Consider the following 14,517-nt stretch of genomic DNA (forward strand, 5'->3'; position numbering starts at 1 on the left):
CTGCATGCGGCGGCCTCCCGGTCCCCTCGCTCACCGCTCGGCGCGGCGAGCACTCGCAAACACCGTACTTGGTTTTACCAAGTGTGGACTTGGAAAGTCCAACTTCTGGCTATGCTGAGGTCATGCCGCGCCGAAGCTATGACCAGTACTGCGCCGTCGCCCGGGCCCTGGACGCCATCGGTGACCGCTGGACGCTGCTCATCGTCCGGGAACTGCTCGGCGGTTCCCGGCGCTACACCGACCTCCACGCCGACCTGCCGGGCGTCAGCACGGACATGCTCGCCTCCCGGCTCAAGGGCATGGAGCGGGACGGCCTGGTCACCCGCCGCCGGCTCGCCCCGCCCGGAGCCGCCTCCGTCTACGAACTCACCGACCGCGGCCGCTCGTTGCTGCCCGCGCTCACCGCCCTCGCCGACTGGGGCGCGCCCGCTCTCGACGAGAAGTGCCCGACGGACGCGGTGCGGGCCCACTGGTTCGCCGTCCCGCTCCTCGCCCGGCTCACCCGGCACTTCGCGGACGACGGCGTCGGAGTGGTCGATATCGCCCTGGACGAGGGCGAGTTCCATGTCGTCCTCGGAGGTGACGGGCCCGGCTACGCGGACGGCCCCGCCGAGCACCCCGACATCCGCCTGCGGATGGACACCGCGACCTGCGCCGACCTCGCCCATGACCGCCTCTCCCTCGCCGAGGGGATCGCCTCCGGCCGGATCGAGGCCGGCGGCAGTCCGGCGACCGGGCCCCGGGGCGACGCCGGGTGACGGGGCGTCGGTGAGCGCTCCCGGGGGCGAGATGGCCGGGACTCGGCGGAGACTGTTCCGTCGGGGATACCGACCGCTTAGTATGCCGCTGGCGAGGGAGCCGCGTGCCCTTCGTGCCACCCCGTGTACCCAAGGCTGTGGAGGCACCAGGTGAAGGCATGGCGCGTACATACGAACGGCGAGCCGCGCGCGGTGATGCGCCTGGAGGAGGTGCCGGACCCCCGGCCGGGGCCGGGGCAACTGCTGCTGCGGGTGCGGGCCGCCAACGTCAACTTCCCCGACGCGCTGCTGTGCCGGGGCCACTACCAGGTGCGGCCGCCGCTGCCGTTCACCCCGGGCGTGGAGATCTGCGGTGAGGTGCTCGCCGTCGGGGAGGGAGCGGCCGGTGCGGTCGGCGCGCGGGTGCTGGCCCAGCCGCCGCTGCCCCAGGGGGGATTCGCCGAACTCGCCGTCGTGGACGCGGCGACGGTCCGCCCCGCCCCCGAGGCCCTGGACGACGCCGGGGCCGCCGCGCTGCACATCGGCTACCAGACCGGGTGGTTCGGCCTGCACCGCCGGGCCCGTCTGCAACCGGGGGAGACCCTGCTGGTGCACGCCGCGGCCGGTGGTGTCGGCAGCGCCGCCGTCCAGCTCGGAAAGGCCGCCGGGGCGCGGGTCATCGGGGTGGCCGGTGGCGCGGACAAGGTCCGCATCGCCGCCGGACTGGGGTGTGATGGCGTCCTCGACCGGCGCACCGACGACATCGTGGCCGGGGTGAAGGAGGCCACCGGCGGGCGCGGCGCGGACGTGGTCTACGACCCCGTGGGCGGCGACGCCTACGCCAGGTCCGTCAAGTGCATCGCCTTCGAAGGCCGGGTCATCGTCGTCGGCTTCGCCGGCGGTACCGTTCCCACCCCCGCCCTCAACCATGTCCTGGTGAAGAACTACTCGGTCCTGGGGCTGCATTGGGGCCTGTACAACACCAAGGCCCCGGCCGCCGTCGAGACCTGCCACGAGGAGCTGACCAAGCTCGCCGCACAGGGCGTGGTCCAGCCACTGATCGGCGGGCGGGTGCCGTTGGCGGGGGCCGCCGACGCCGTCCAGCGGGTCGCCGACGGGCACTCCGTCGGGCGTCTCGTAGTGGTTCCCGGAGCCGGGGAGGCCCGATGACCGACGCCGCCGACCTGCGCCGGCGCACCGCCGAGCTGCTCGCCGCGCACCCGCCCACCCGTCTCCCCCCACCACCCTCGAACGAGGGCCCCGCAGGCCCGCACCTTTGGTCTGCCACGGACCGGCTGGAGTTCCTGCGGGCCCGCTTCGACGCCGGGCTCGCCTGGGTGCACTTCCCCGAAGGCCTCGGCGGACTGGGCACGCCCCGGCCCCTGCAGGCGGTGGTGGACGCGGAGCTGGCGGCGGCCGGCGCCCCCGACAACGCCCCGGACCGGATCGGCATCGGCCTGGGCATGGCCGCACCCACCATCCTGCGGTTCGGCACCGACGAGCAGCGGCGGCGCTTCCTGCGCCCGCTGTGGACCGGCGAGGAGGTGTGGTGCCAGCTGTTCAGCGAGCCCGGCGCCGGCTCCGACCTGGCGGCGCTGGCCACCCGCGCGGTACGCGACGACCGGGGGGACTGGATCGTCGACGGGCAGAAGGTCTGGACGTCCAGCGCGCATCTGGCCCGCTGGGCGATCCTGATCGCGCGCACCGACCCCGAGGTGCCCAAGCACCGCGGCATCACCTACTTCCTCTGCGATATGACCGACCCCGGCGTCGAGGTGCGGCCGCTGCGGCAGATCACCGGTGAGGCCGAGTTCAACGAGGTCTTCCTCACCGGCGTCCGGATCCCCGACGCCCACCGCCTCGGTGCGGTCGGCGAGGGCTGGCAGGTGGCACAGGCGACGCTGATGAACGAGCGGGTCGCCATCGGCGGCACCCGCACCCCCCGCGAGGGCGGGATGATCGGCGTGGCCGCAGCCGACTGGCGGGCCCGCCCCGGTCTGCGCACCCATGACCTGCACCAGCGGCTGCTGACACTGTGGGTGGCGGCCGAGGCCGCCCGGCTGACCGGCGAACGGCTGCGGCAGCAGCTGTCCCAGGGCCAGCCCGGCCCGGAGGGCAGCGGCCTGAAACTGGCCTTCGCGCGGCTCGCCCAGGAGATCAGCGGCTGGGAGGTGGAGTTCCTCGGCGAGGACGGACTGACCTACGACGACTGGACGATGCGCCGCCCCGAGGGCGTCGACTTCACCGGACGTGAGGCCGGCTACCGCTACCTGCGCGCCAAGGGGAACTCCATCGAGGGAGGCACCTCGGAAGTGCTGCTCAACATCGTCGCCGAGCGTGTGCTGGGGCTGCCGCCCGAGCCGCGCACCGACAAGGACGTCGCGTGGAAGGACCTCCCCCGATGACCGCCGGGACCCGCTCCGTGCCCGCCGCCCCCGAGCCCGACCTCCGGTACTCCGAGGAGGAGGACGCACTGCGCGCCTCCGTACGGGCGCTGCTCGCCGACCGGAGCGATCCGGCCACCGTGCTCGCCGGACTGGAGGCGGACACCCCCTGTGACACCGGACTGTGGCAGGCCCTCGCCACCGGGATCGGTGCCGCTGGCCTGCTGGTCCCCGAAGCGCTCGGCGGTGCCGGTGCGAGCGCCCGGGAGGCCGCCGTCGTCCTGGAGGAGCTGGGCCGCTCGGTCGCCCGCGTCCCCTATCTCACCAGTGCGGTCATCGCGGTGACCGCACTGCTCGGCTGCGACCACGGCCGGGAGGAGGTCGCCGCACCGCTCGCCGCGCTCGCCGAAGGCCGTACCGTCGGCGTGCTCGCGGTCCCGTTCACCACCGCGCCGGGCCGGGTGCCGGACCCGGCCGTACGGGCCGAGCGGGGCGGCACGCTCACCGGCCGGGCGACCTCGGTCGCCGACGCCGCGGCCGCCGGGCTGCTGCTCGTGCCCGCCCAGGGGCCCGACGGCCCGGCGCTCTACGCGGTCGAGGCCACGGCGGACGGGGTGCGGGCCGCGGCCGTCACCCCGCTCGACCTCACCCGCCCCCTGACCCACCTCACCTTCGACGGCGCCCGCGGGCGGCTGCTGGCCACCGGCGACCGGGCCCGTACGGCTGTGGAGCGTGCGCTGCTGACCGGGGCCGGACTGCTCGCCTCCGAACAGCTCGGGGTCGCCGAGTGGTGCCTGGCCGAAGCCGTGCGGTACACCACCCGGCGCACCCAGTTCGGCCGTCCCGTGGGCTCTTTCCAGGCGCTCAAGCACCGGATGGCCGCGCTGTGGCTGGAGGTCACCTCGGCCCGGGCGGCCGCCCGTTACGCCGCGGACGCGCTGGCCACCGACAGCCCGGATGCCCCGGTGGCGGTGGCGGTCGCCCAGGCGTACTGCGCGCCGGTGGCGGTGCGCGCCGCCGAGGAGTGTGTCCAGCTCCACGGCGGGATCGGGATGACCTGGGAACACCCGGCGCACCTGTTCCTCAAGCGGGCCAAGAGTGAGGAGCTGGCGCTGGGGTCGCCGGGGCGGCACCGGGAGGCACTGGCGGGGCTGGTGGACCTCGCCCCTCCGCCTTCGGCGTAGCCGCTCCGCCTTCGGCGCAGGGGCGTCGCGGGGGCGTCCTCGTACCGGCGTCCTCGGTCCCACCGGTGCGAGGGGTTCAGCCGGTGACGGTGAACGGCCTGCTGAAGCCGCGGACGGCGGCGTTGCCGGTGGTCGCCACCTCGAGGAAGTAGTGCCGGCCGGGCGGTACCGGGGGCAGTGTCGCGATCGCCTCGCCGGTCGCCCCCGCGCCGGCCCGGGTCGCGGCCAGCCCCATCCGCTGGGAGAAGCCGTGGCCCAGGTCCGCGCGCAGCCAGACGTTCACCTTCTCACCGGTGCTGTTCTTCCACGCCACGGCGAAGCTGCTGTTCGAGCGGAGGCCGATCCCGGCCCGGGGCGCGGTCACCTCGATCCGTCCCGTCACGGGCGGGGTGAACGGGACGGCGCCGGAGGGGGCGGCCGGCGCGCCGAGGGCGGAGGTGGCGGCGCGGGCGGCCGAGCCCGGGTGTCCGGCCGTGACGGTGCGGCCGCCGCCCGCCGGCGGCCGGCTCCCGGCCTCGGTGCGGTCGGGGGTCAGAGTGATCACCGCCATGCAGCCGATGGTGGTGACGGCGGCGGTGACGGCCAGATTCGTGGCCACCGAGGCTGCCCTGGACATCGTCTCCTCGTTTCCTCGGGGGAGGGATGAGCCGGAGCATCCCCGGCCCGCCGACCGGCGAAAACGACGCGCTGAGCGACCACCTGGATGGTCATTTCCGGCGCGACAGGCGGGGAAGGACGAGGGACAATCCCGGGGCCGGACCATGTCGATCACCGGACGGGCTATGTCGGAAAAGTTCCGTTCGGGTAGCGTCGAACCCATGAACACCGCAACCCGTCGTGCGCTGATCGGACCGGTTCTGCTGATGGTGGCCGCCCTGCTGGCGGTGGCCATGGCCATGGCGCCCGGAGCCCGGGCCGCGGGCGGGCTCGACGAGGCCGCCGCCGCCCTGAAGAAGGGCCCGGTCTACGTCGATCCGCGCGCCGCGGGGATGCTCTCCGCCGCCGAGGCGGACGCGCTGGCCAAGAAGATCAAGGACGCGGACAAGCCGGTCTTCGTCGCCGTCCTGCCGAAAGCCGCCGAGTACCAGCCCAGCACCCTGCTGAGGAACCTGCGGACCAAGGTCGGCATCAGCGGCCTCTACGCCGTCGAGCTCGGCGACGGCTTCAACGCCGGCGCCGACGCCAGGGTGATGTCGCGCAGCTCGGTGCAGAACCTGGTCGGCGCGGTCAAGGGGTCCTCGTACCCGACCGTCGCCGAGCGGCTCAACAGCTTCGTCGACAGCGCGGAGCAGTCGGCGCGCGGCCACGCCCCCGACTCCTGGGGCGGCGGCACCGGCGGCACCGGCTTCGACACCGGTACGGCGATCGGCCTCGGCGTACTGGTGGCCGTCGGCGGCGGTGGCGCGTACGCGATCGCCCGCCGCAACCGCCGGCGCCGGGCCGAGGCGGAGCGGGCCGCGCTGGAGGACCTGCGGGTCGTCGTCGACGAGGACATCACCGCCTTCGGCGAGGAGCTGGACCGGCTCGACTTCAGCCCCGGCGAGCCCGGTGCCGACGAGGCGATGCGCACGGACTACAGCCAGGCGCTGGACGCGTACGAGAACGCCAAGACGGCGATGGCGGCGGCCCGGCACCCCGGCGATGTGCAGGCGGTGACCCAGGCCCTGGAGGAGGGCCGGTTCGCCCTGGCCACGCTCGCCGCACGGCGCGAGGGCCGCCCGCTGCCCGAGCGCCGGCTGCCCTGCTTCTTCGACCCGCGGCACGGCCCGTCCGTCGTCGACGTCACCTGGGCCCCGCCGGGCGGCGCGGAGCGCACCGTACCGGTGTGCGCCGCGGACAAGAGCCGGCTGGACGACGGCCGGGAACCGCTGGCCCGCACGGTCCGCACCGAGAGCGGCGACCGCCCCTACTGGGACGCGGGCCCGGCCTACGCCCCCTGGGCCGGCGGCTACTTCGGCGGTGGTCTGCTGCCCGGTCTCCTGGTGGGCACGGTGCTCGGCAACATGATGATGGCGCCGCACGCCTACGGCGCGGACTTCGGCGGCCCGGCCGGCGCCGACGGCGGCGACGTCTCCGGAGCCGACTTCAACCCCGACGACTTCGGCGGCGGCTTCGGCGGCGGCGACTTCGGGGGCGGCTTCGGTGACGGCGGCGGTTTCGGCGGCGGCGACGGGGGCTTCTGACGGGGGCTTCTGAGGCCACGGGGTTCTTCCGGGACAGACCCCTGGCCGTCCTCCGACTCACCACGGGCCGGTGAGCGTTCACCACAGCTGAGCGCTCGCCGGCCCGTCATGCGTACCCTCCGGCCCGTCGTACGCACCCCCGGCCGGTGTGACGGGCATTCAGGTGCCGTGCCTCCCGGATGGCGGGCGGCCGAGCAGGTCACGTCCCGCGGCGCCGCGGGAAGCCGCTGGAACGCCACCGGGCCAGGGGCGGCGGGGATTTGGCAGCCGGGGCCGCCGGTCCCGCCCCCATGCCGCCGGGGATCTTCCCCATGCCGCACTTCACGGTGTCGAGCACGCTCACCACATCGGATCCGACGTGCTCTCGATACCGCGAAGGAGATCCCCGATGGAACGCCGCATGCGCAAGGCAGCCCTCTGGGGCGCGATCGCCGCCGCCGTCCTGGCGGTGGCCGGCCCGGTCGGCCCGGCGCGCGCCGTGCCGTGGCCCGGCCCGACGCCCCAGCCGTCGCCGCGCGGCATGCTCGACGCGATGGGCCGGGACCTCGGACTCTCCGCGGATCAGGTGCGTATCCGGCTCGCCCAGGAGGCCGACGCGCACCGGGCGGCCGCCGCCGTGCGCCGGATGCTGACCACGCCGCCCGCCGGGATGTGGTTCGACAAGCTGAGCGGCAAGCTGGTCGTCGCGGTCACCCGTGCCGCCGACGCCCAGCTGGTGCGGACCGCCGGCGCGGAGCCCAGGACCGTACGGCACAGCCACGCCGCGCTCACCGCGCTGGTCCGGCAGATCGACGACCGGGCCGGCCAGGGGGTGCCCGGCGTCATCGGCTGGGGGGTGGACGAACGCGCCAACGGGGTGGTCATCCGCGTCGACCGGACCAGGAGCACCGCGCGGACCGCGGCCTTCGAGGACACCGTACGTGTCCTCGGCGCGCGGGCGAAGGTGCCGGTCACCGTCGAGCGGACCGACCGGTCGCCGCGCCAGCAGGACGGCACGGTCGTCGGCGGGGAGCGCTGGATGCCGGGACACGAGGGCATCTGCTCCGTCGGCTTCTCGGTGACCGGCCGGCACGACTTCCAGGGTTTTCTGACGGCCGGTCACTGCACCCTCACCCCTGACCAGGCCGCGTACGGCAGCGACGGCAGCCGGATGGGCACCTCCAACCCGGGCGGCGACCGCAGCGTCAACGGACGGGAGGGGGACTTCGGGCTGGTGGAGGTCGACCAGCCGGGCTGGACCGTCAGCCCGGACGTGGCGGGCCAGGGCGGGGCGCGGGTCGCGGTGACCGGCGTGCAGGAGGGGCTGGCCGGGATGTCCATCTGCCGCTCCGGGCAGTCCAGCGGCTGGCACTGCGGTGAGATCACCCGGGTCGACCAGACCGTGGACTACGGCACGATGGTCATCGAGGGGCTCTCGTACACCAACGCCTGCTCCGCGGCCGGTGACTCGGGCGGCTCGTACGTGACCCAGCCGGACGCCCCGCTGGCCGTCGGGGTGCACTCCGGCGGCGGCGCCGCGCACTGCGACGGCGGCGGGGACACCGTCACCATCTTCCAGCCGGTCGGCGAGGCACTGGCCCGGTGGGACCTGAGGCTCAAGACGGACGACGACTGACGCCTACCGTGTGCCACCGCTTTTCGCCTGCACTTTTACGCCTGTTTTAATGGAGCCGCTTAATTGCGAGAACGTCGCAATAACAGTCGATCTTCATTAGGGGTGTGGGCATGACGGCCCGGTCCATACGGGGAGTGACCGCCGCGGCGCTGGCGGGTGCCATGGCGCTGCTGGCGGCGGCCTGTTCGACGCCGAACGACGGCGGCCGGAGCGGCACGGGCCCGGGGGACCCCAGCACCGCCGTCGTCGGGATCGCCAACGAGCCCGAGACCCTCAGCCCTCTCCTCGGCTACGGCAAGGACGGCAACTCCAAGATCTTCGACGGGCTGCTCGCACACGACGCGGGAATGAAGCTCAAGCCCGCCCTCGCCGCCGGGCTGCCCAAGGTATCCGACGACGGCACGACCTACACCTACACCCTCCGCAAGGGCGTACGGTTCTCCGACGGCAAGCCCTTCACCGCCGACGATGTCGTCTTCACCTACGAGACCATCCTCGACGAGAAGACCAACAACGCCTCCAAGGCCGAGCTGGACGCCATCGACAAGGTCGAGAAGAAGGACGCCCACACCGTCGTCTTCCACCTCAAGTACCCCTACGCGCCGTTCGCCGAGCGCACCGTCCTGCCCATCGTCCCCCGGCACATCGCCGAGAAGCAGGACGTCAACAGCGGCGAGTTCGCCACCAAGCCGGTCGGCACCGGCCCGTACCTCCTCACCGGCTGGTCCAAGGGCGAGAAGCTCACCTTCAAGGCCAACCCCGCGTACTGGGGCGGCGCGCCGAAGGTGAAGAAGCTCACCATGGCGATCATCAAGGACGACGACGTCCGCGCCACCCGCCTGCGCACGGGCGAACTCGACGGCGCCATCCTGCCGCCCAACCTCGCGGCCACCTTCAAGGCCGGCGAGGACGGCAAGGGGCTGCGGACGGTCACGGCCAAGACCTTCGACTACCGCAACGTCACGCTGCCCAGCGCCAACCCCGTCACCGGCGACCAGGCCGTCCGCCGCGCCCTGGACGTCGCCGTGGACCGCGCGGCCATGGTCAAGGGCATCCTCGAAGGCGCGGGCAAGCCCGCCTACGGCCCCGTGCCCACCGACAGCCCGTGGTTCGCCAAGGGCACCGAGCGTCCGCACGACCTGACGAAGGCCCAGCGGATCCTGGACGACGCGGGCTGGAAGCCGGGCCGGGACGGCATCCGCGAGAAGGACGGCCGACGCGCCTCCTTCACCCTCTGGTACCTCTCCGGCGACACCCTCCGCCAGAAGCACGCCCTCGCCTTCGCCTCCGACGCCAAGAAGGCCGGTGTCGAGGTCAAGGTGCAGTCCGGCACCTGGGAGGCCATCGAGCCGAACATGAAGAACGACGCGGTGCTGGGCGGCGGCGGCAGCCCCGCCGACCCCGACTTCGACCAGTACCTGCTGCTGCACTCCTCCCTGGCGGGCGACGGCTTCAACAACATGTCCCGCTACGCCGACACGACCGTCGACGAGCAGCTCGAAGCGGCCCGCCGCACCGACGACACCGCCCGGCGCAAGGCCGCCTACGACAAGATCCAGCAGCGGCTGGCCGAGAACCCGGCCTACGTCTTCCTCACCCACGTCGACCACCTCTACGTGGTCAAGGACAAGTGGCAGGACCTGACCACCCAGGTCGAGCCGCACGACCACGGCCTCGGCGCGGGCCCCTGGTGGAACGCAGAGGACTGGCAGCCCAAGAAGTGACCGCCCGGACCGCTCCGCCCTGGGGACCGATGGCGCGGATGGCGGGTCGGCGGGCGCTGCTCGCCGTCCCCGTCCTCCTCGCCGTCACCTTCGGCGTCTTCGCGATCGCCGCCGCCTCGCCCTTCGACCCGGTCACGGCGTACGCGGGCGGGGCGGGGCTCACCGCCTCCCAGGAGACCCTCGACCAGCTCCGCGCCAACCTCGGCGTCGACCAGCCGCTGGCCGCGCGCTGGTGGCACTGGCTGACCGGCGCCCTCACCGGCGACCTCGGCCAGTCCACGTCGCTGCGCCAGCCCGTCGCCCAGGTCATCGGCGAGCGGATCGGCTGGTCCGCGCTGCTGTGCGGGCTCGCCTTCGCCGTCGCGGTCGTCCTCGGCACGGCGCTCGGCGTGCTCGCGGCGCGCCGCCGCGGCGGGCTCCTCGACCGCGCCGTCACCTCCGTGTCGTACGCGCTGGAGGCCGCACCCCCGTTCTGGCTCGGCCTGCTCGCCATCTGGCTGTTCGCCCTCAAGCTCGATGTGCTCCCGGCCGGCGGCCTCACCGACACCGGTACCGAGACCGCCACCGCCGGGCAGATCGCGACCCACGCCCTGCTGCCCGCGCTGGTGCTCGCCGTCTCCCAGCTCCCGTGGTTCGTGCTGTACGTACGGCAGGGCGTCGGCGACGCCCTGGAGGAGGATCCCGTGCGCGGCGCCCGGGCCCGCGGCCTGCGCGAGCGCACGATCCTCGTGCGGCACGCGCTGCGCTCCGGGCTGCTGCCCGTACTGACCCTGATCGGCTCGCGGGTGCCGGAACTGATCACCGGCGCGCTGCTGGTGGAGACCGTCTTCAGCTGGCCCGGCGTGGCCTCGGCCACCGTCCAGGCGGCGACCGGCGTCGACTTCCCGCTGCTCGCCGCGCTGACCGTGCTCGCCACCGCCGCCGTGCTCGCCGGAAACCTCCTGTCCGACCTGCTGTACGGACTGGCCGACCCGAGGGTGGCCTTCGATGGCTGACACCACCACACCCCGCGACTGGTTCGCCCGCCCGGACCCGCGCGGCGGCCGGCGCGGCACCCGCACGCTCCGCCTCCGGGCCTCGGCGGGCCTGATCGCCGCCGTCGTCCTCGCCGTACTGCTCGTCCCGCCGCTCGTCCCGCTCGACGAACAGGCCGTCGACCTGGCCGCCAAGCTCCGGCCACCGTCCTGGGAGCACCTCTTCGGCACCGACGAGGTCGGCCGGGACCTGCTGCTGCGCTGTGTGTACGGGCTGCGGATCTCGCTGCTCGTCGGCGTGGTCGCGGCGCTCGCCGCCACCGTGATCGGGACGGCGGTGGGCGCCCTGGCGGGCGCGCTCGGCGGCTGGGCCGACCGCCTCGTCATGCGCGTCGTCGACCTGTTCTCGTCCGTGCCGCATCTGCTGCTCGGCATCTTCGTCGTCGCGATGTTCCGGCCCGGCGTCTGGCCGGTCATCCTGTCGGTGGCCGCCACCCACTGGCTGTCCACCGCGCGCATCGTCCGCGCCGAGGTGCTCTCGCTGCGCTCCCGCCCGTACGTCGACGCGGCGGTCTCCGGCGGCGCCTCGCGCCGGCGGGTCGCCGTACGCCACCTCCTGCCCGGTGTCCTGCCGCAGGCCGGGCTGGCCGCCGTCCTGATGGTCCCGCACGCCATCTGGCACGAGTCCGCGCTCTCCTTCCTGGGGCTCGGGCTCCCCGCCCACCAGGCGAGCCTGGGCAACATGGTCAACAGCGCGCGGAGTTCACTGCTCGCCGGCGACTGGTGGCCCACCCTCTTCCCCGGCCTGTTCATCATCGTCCCCACCCTCGCCATCGCGGGCCTGGCCGGCGCCTGGCGGGAGCGCATCAACCCGCGCCGCCGATCGGAGCTGATGCTGTGAACGCCGTACCGCCCGTGCTGTCCGTACGCGATCTCTCCGTGCGGTTCCGGATGCGCACCGGCCGCCATGTCGCCGCCGTCACCGGAGCCCGCTTCGACCTCGCGCCGGGGGAGTGCCTGGCCCTGGTGGGGGAGAGCGGCTGCGGCAAGTCCGTGCTGGCCTCCGCGCTGCTCGGACTGCTGCCCGCCAACGCCGAGACGGCGGGTTCGGCGCTGCTCGACGGGACGGACCTGCTGCGCGCCTCCGAGCGGGAGCTGTCCCGCACCATCCGGGGCCGCCGCGTCGGACTCGTACCGCAGAGCCCGTCCGCGCACCTCACCCCCGTCCGGACGGTCCGCTCCCAGCTGGAGGAGACCGTCCGGGAGCTGACGGACACCGCCAGGCCCGGCCTGCGCGCGGCGGCGGAGGCGGCCGCCCAGCGCGCCGCCTTCCCGCTGGACCACCTCGACCGCCATCCGCACCAGCTCTCCGGCGGCCTCGCCCAGCGCGCCGCCACCGCCCTCGCGCTCGTCGGGGACGCCCCGCTGCTGCTCGCCGACGAACCCACCACCGGCCTCGACCGCGCCCTGGTCGACCGCACCGTTGACGAGCTGCGCCGCCACGTCGACCGGGGCCGCGCCCTGCTGATGATCACGCACGACCTGCCCGCCGCCGAGCGCATCGCCGACCGGGTCGCCGTCATGTACGCCGGCCGGATCGTCGAACTCGCCGACGCCGCACGCTTCTTCGGCGCCCCGGGCCCCCGCCACCCCTACGCGCGCGGACTGCTCGACGCCCTCCCCGACCGCGCCTTCACCCCCATCCCGGGGATGCCGCCGGAGCTGGGCGACCTCCCGTCCGGCTGCGCCTTCGCCCCCCGCTGCCACCGGGCCACCGCGGACTGCGCGACGGTGCCCGCGCTCGCCGACGGGGTCGCCTGCCACCACGCACGGGAGACCGCCGATGCTTGAACTCCGGGACATCACCGCCGGATACCGCCGCCGTGACCCCGTCGTACGCGGCGTCTCGCTGGCCATCGCCCCGGGCGAGGCGGTCGGGCTGCTCGGACCCAGCGGCTGCGGCAAGTCCACGCTCGCCCGGGTCGCCGCGCTGCTGCACCGGCCCGAAGCCGGCACCGTCGTCCTGGACGGTGAGCCCGCCGCCGGGTGGCGTCACCGTGCCCCGCGCTCCCAGCGCACCGCCGTCGGCGTGGTCTTCCAGCAGCCCCGGCTCTCCGCCGACCCCCGGCTCACCCTCGCCGCCCTGATCGCCGAACCACTGCGGGCCACCGGGCGCCGCACCGGCATCCCGGACCGGATGAAGGAGCTGGCCCCGCTCGTCGGTCTGGGCGACGATCTGCTGGCCCGGCGCCCGCACGAGGTCAGCGACGGACAGCTCCAGCGCGCCTGCCTCGCCCGGGCCCTGGTGCTCCGGCCCCGCTGGCTGGTCTGCGACGAGATGACCGCGATGCTCGACGCCTCCACGACCGCGGCCCTGGTGGCCGTCGTCGAGGACTACCGCCGCCGCACCGGCGCCGGGCTGCTCGCCGTCGGCCACGACCGCACGCTCCTGGAGCGCTGGTGCGACCGCACGGTCACGTGGTCCGAGCTGGGGCCCGAGGTCTGACCGCAGGCCCTATGGCCTGGCCGGTACCACCATCACCTCCGTGCCGGCCGCCCGGATCCGGCGGATCTGCTCCGCGGCCAGACCGTCGTCGACGATCAGCAGGTCGAAGTCGGTGAGCGGGGCGAGGGCGTAGAGGCCGCCCTTGGCGAACTTGGTGTGGTCGACCAGCAGGACGCGGCGCCCGGCGCACTCCATCATCGCCCGCTTGACCTGCACGGTCTCCGGCGAGGTGTGGTAACAGCGGCCGTTGGTGACGGCCGTGGTGGACAGGAAGAGCACATCGGCGCGGAACGCCCGTACCGCTTCGGCGGTGTGCGGGCCCATGAAGGCGTCATAGGCGGGGAAGTACGTGCCGCCCAGGGTGATCAGGGAGATCCCGGGCTCCTTGGCGAGCGTGGTGATGGCGGGCAAGGAGTTGGTGAGCACGGTCAGCGGGGCGTGCTCGGCGGCCTGGTGCGCCAGCAGCAGACAGGTCGTGCTGTCGTCGAGCAGCACCGACTGACCGGGGACCAGCTGGGTCGCGGCGGCCCGCGCCAGCTGCAGCTTGGTCTGCGCCATGGTGGCCATGCGCTCCGCGACGCTGCCGTGGAACTGCGCCGACGGCAGGCCGGTCGCACCGCCGCGCACCTTCCGCAGCCAGCCCTGCGCCTGGAGGGCGTCCAGGTCGCGGTGCGCGGTCATCAGGCTGATACCGAACTCCGCGGCGAGGTCCGCGGTGCGGACGAAGCCGCGCGCGATGACCGTCTCCCGAACACGGCGTCGCCGTTCCTCCTGGGCCTCGACCCGGTCCATCGCGCCCCTCTCCTCTCGGTTTTCCGTGCTCATGCGCCGCGTTATGTTCGCACGGACTTAACACCGCGCGGGTCCCTGGGCGGGCGGCCTGACACGACACAACATGGCTGGTCGGGGGCCTGACGTGAACATTCGGCAGGCCGTTGACGAATCGCGTACCGCTTGGCTTACTTCCCACGTTGTCGTCTGCGGCGCCGCGCGTGTTGCTGGCCGTGCGCCTGCGGCGGGCGTGGGTGGGTCGGGTGCGGGTCCGCTCCTCCGGACTGCCGTCCTGCGGAGCGGCCCCTCCCGTGAGGGGGAGGGAAAACGGTGGGTGGGGGTGGACGCGAGTGGTCCACTGCGGACACGTACAGAGCTACGGTCACCCCCACCCACAAGATCCCACCCACCCACGGTAGGGGGCGCACCGCAGGACGTC

13 protein-coding genes are annotated in these 14,517 nt (G+C 74.1%); 11 read left to right on the top strand and 2 right to left on the bottom strand.

Annotation, left to right across the window (positions count from 1 at the left end; translation table 11 throughout):
- Window positions 1–122 precede the first annotated feature (122 nt).
- The 4 genes from AZE13_RS21345 to AZE13_RS21360 all read left to right on the top strand — a co-directional run bounded on the left by AZE13_RS21345 (window position 123) and on the right by AZE13_RS21360 (window position 4,305).
- Window positions 123–758 carry a winged helix-turn-helix transcriptional regulator gene (locus AZE13_RS21345; protein WP_066934252.1) on the top strand — a complete coding sequence of 212 codons (636 nt, stop codon included), beginning with the start codon at window positions 123–125 and terminating at the stop codon, window positions 756–758.
- Between the two features lie 150 nt (window positions 759–908).
- Window positions 909–1,907: an NADPH:quinone oxidoreductase family protein gene (locus tag AZE13_RS21350; protein ID WP_066934255.1), complete on the top strand. Its 999-nt coding sequence runs from the start codon at window positions 909–911 to the stop codon at window positions 1,905–1,907.
- Window positions 1,904–3,142, top strand: a complete 1,239-nt coding sequence (locus AZE13_RS21355) for an acyl-CoA dehydrogenase family protein (protein ID WP_066934257.1) — start codon at window positions 1,904–1,906, stop codon at window positions 3,140–3,142. The genes AZE13_RS21350 and AZE13_RS21355 overlap by 4 nt, the downstream gene beginning before the upstream one ends.
- On the top strand, window positions 3,139–4,305 hold the full coding sequence (locus AZE13_RS21360) for an acyl-CoA dehydrogenase family protein (protein WP_066934260.1): 1,167 nt from the start codon (window positions 3,139–3,141) through the stop codon (window positions 4,303–4,305). Before AZE13_RS21355 ends, AZE13_RS21360 begins: the two co-directional genes overlap by 4 nt.
- A 76-nt stretch (window positions 4,306–4,381) precedes the next feature.
- Here the strand turns inward: AZE13_RS21360 and AZE13_RS21365 are convergent, their stop codons facing one another.
- Window positions 4,382–4,921, bottom strand: coding sequence for a hypothetical protein (locus AZE13_RS21365; protein ID WP_258527911.1), 540 nt, complete (start codon window positions 4,919–4,921; stop codon window positions 4,382–4,384).
- 202 nt (window positions 4,922–5,123) lie between these two features.
- Between AZE13_RS21365 and AZE13_RS21370 the strand changes: the two genes are divergently transcribed.
- The 7 genes from AZE13_RS21370 to AZE13_RS21400 all read left to right on the top strand — a co-directional run bounded on the left by AZE13_RS21370 (window position 5,124) and on the right by AZE13_RS21400 (window position 13,307).
- Window positions 5,124–6,488: a hypothetical protein gene (locus AZE13_RS21370; protein WP_066934265.1), complete on the top strand. Its 1,365-nt coding sequence runs from the start codon at window positions 5,124–5,126 to the stop codon at window positions 6,486–6,488.
- A gap of 388 nt (window positions 6,489–6,876) precedes the next feature.
- Window positions 6,877–8,103: a S1 family peptidase gene (locus AZE13_RS21375; protein WP_066934268.1), complete on the top strand. Its 1,227-nt coding sequence runs from the start codon at window positions 6,877–6,879 to the stop codon at window positions 8,101–8,103.
- 110 nt (window positions 8,104–8,213) lie between these two features.
- Window positions 8,214–9,827, top strand: a complete 1,614-nt coding sequence (locus AZE13_RS21380; RefSeq protein WP_066934271.1) for an ABC transporter substrate-binding protein — start codon at window positions 8,214–8,216, stop codon at window positions 9,825–9,827.
- Between the two features lie 29 nt (window positions 9,828–9,856).
- Window positions 9,857–10,822, top strand: coding sequence for an ABC transporter permease (locus AZE13_RS21385; RefSeq protein ID WP_066934535.1), 966 nt, complete (start codon window positions 9,857–9,859; stop codon window positions 10,820–10,822).
- Complete coding sequence (locus AZE13_RS21390; RefSeq protein ID WP_066934274.1) at window positions 10,815–11,702, top strand: ABC transporter permease; 888 nt, start codon at window positions 10,815–10,817, stop codon at window positions 11,700–11,702. Before AZE13_RS21385 ends, AZE13_RS21390 begins: the two co-directional genes overlap by 8 nt.
- 50 nt (window positions 11,703–11,752) lie before the next feature.
- Window positions 11,753–12,652: an ABC transporter ATP-binding protein gene (locus AZE13_RS21395; protein ID WP_066934538.1), complete on the top strand. Its 900-nt coding sequence runs from the start codon at window positions 11,753–11,755 to the stop codon at window positions 12,650–12,652.
- The gene (locus AZE13_RS21400; RefSeq protein ID WP_066934278.1) at window positions 12,645–13,307 is read left to right on the top strand and encodes an ABC transporter ATP-binding protein; all 663 of its coding nucleotides are present in this window, start codon (window positions 12,645–12,647) and stop codon (window positions 13,305–13,307) included. Before AZE13_RS21395 ends, AZE13_RS21400 begins: the two co-directional genes overlap by 8 nt.
- 9 nt (window positions 13,308–13,316) lie before the next feature.
- Here AZE13_RS21400 and AZE13_RS21405 read toward each other — a convergent pair whose 3' ends face one another.
- Complete coding sequence (locus AZE13_RS21405) at window positions 13,317–14,099, bottom strand: DeoR/GlpR family DNA-binding transcription regulator (RefSeq protein ID WP_066934281.1); 783 nt, start codon at window positions 14,097–14,099, stop codon at window positions 13,317–13,319.
- Window positions 14,100–14,517 lie beyond the last annotated feature (418 nt).

This window comes from Streptomyces sp. NBRC 110611, assembly GCF_001590865.1.
Lineage (GTDB): Bacteria > Actinomycetota > Actinomycetes > Streptomycetales > Streptomycetaceae > Streptomyces.

Excerpts from the sequence above, each read along its gene's own strand:
- AZE13_RS21380 (WP_066934271.1), top strand. The coding sequence starts at position 8,214 with ATGACGGCCCGGTCCATACGGGGAGTGACCGCCGCGGCGCTGGCGGGT.
- AZE13_RS21400 (WP_066934278.1), top strand. The coding sequence starts at position 12,645 with ATGCTTGAACTCCGGGACATCACCGCCGGATACCGCCGCCGTGACCCC.
- AZE13_RS21395 (WP_066934538.1), top strand. The coding sequence starts at position 11,753 with ATGCGCACCGGCCGCCATGTCGCCGCCGTCACCGGAGCCCGCTTCGAC.
- AZE13_RS21370 (WP_066934265.1), top strand. The coding sequence starts at position 5,124 with ATGAACACCGCAACCCGTCGTGCGCTGATCGGACCGGTTCTGCTGATG.
- AZE13_RS21365 (WP_258527911.1), bottom strand. The coding sequence starts at position 4,921 with ATGTCCAGGGCAGCCTCGGTGGCCACGAATCTGGCCGTCACCGCCGCC.
- AZE13_RS21385 (WP_066934535.1), top strand. The coding sequence starts at position 9,857 with ATGGCGCGGATGGCGGGTCGGCGGGCGCTGCTCGCCGTCCCCGTCCTC.
- AZE13_RS21390 (WP_066934274.1), top strand. The coding sequence starts at position 10,815 with ATGGCTGACACCACCACACCCCGCGACTGGTTCGCCCGCCCGGACCCG.
- AZE13_RS21405 (WP_066934281.1), bottom strand. The coding sequence starts at position 14,099 with ATGGACCGGGTCGAGGCCCAGGAGGAACGGCGACGCCGTGTTCGGGAG.
- AZE13_RS21360 (WP_066934260.1), top strand. The coding sequence starts at position 3,139 with ATGACCGCCGGGACCCGCTCCGTGCCCGCCGCCCCCGAGCCCGACCTC.
- AZE13_RS21375 (WP_066934268.1), top strand. The coding sequence starts at position 6,877 with ATGGAACGCCGCATGCGCAAGGCAGCCCTCTGGGGCGCGATCGCCGCC.
- AZE13_RS21355 (WP_066934257.1), top strand. The coding sequence starts at position 1,904 with ATGACCGACGCCGCCGACCTGCGCCGGCGCACCGCCGAGCTGCTCGCC.
- AZE13_RS21345 (WP_066934252.1), top strand. The coding sequence starts at position 123 with ATGCCGCGCCGAAGCTATGACCAGTACTGCGCCGTCGCCCGGGCCCTG.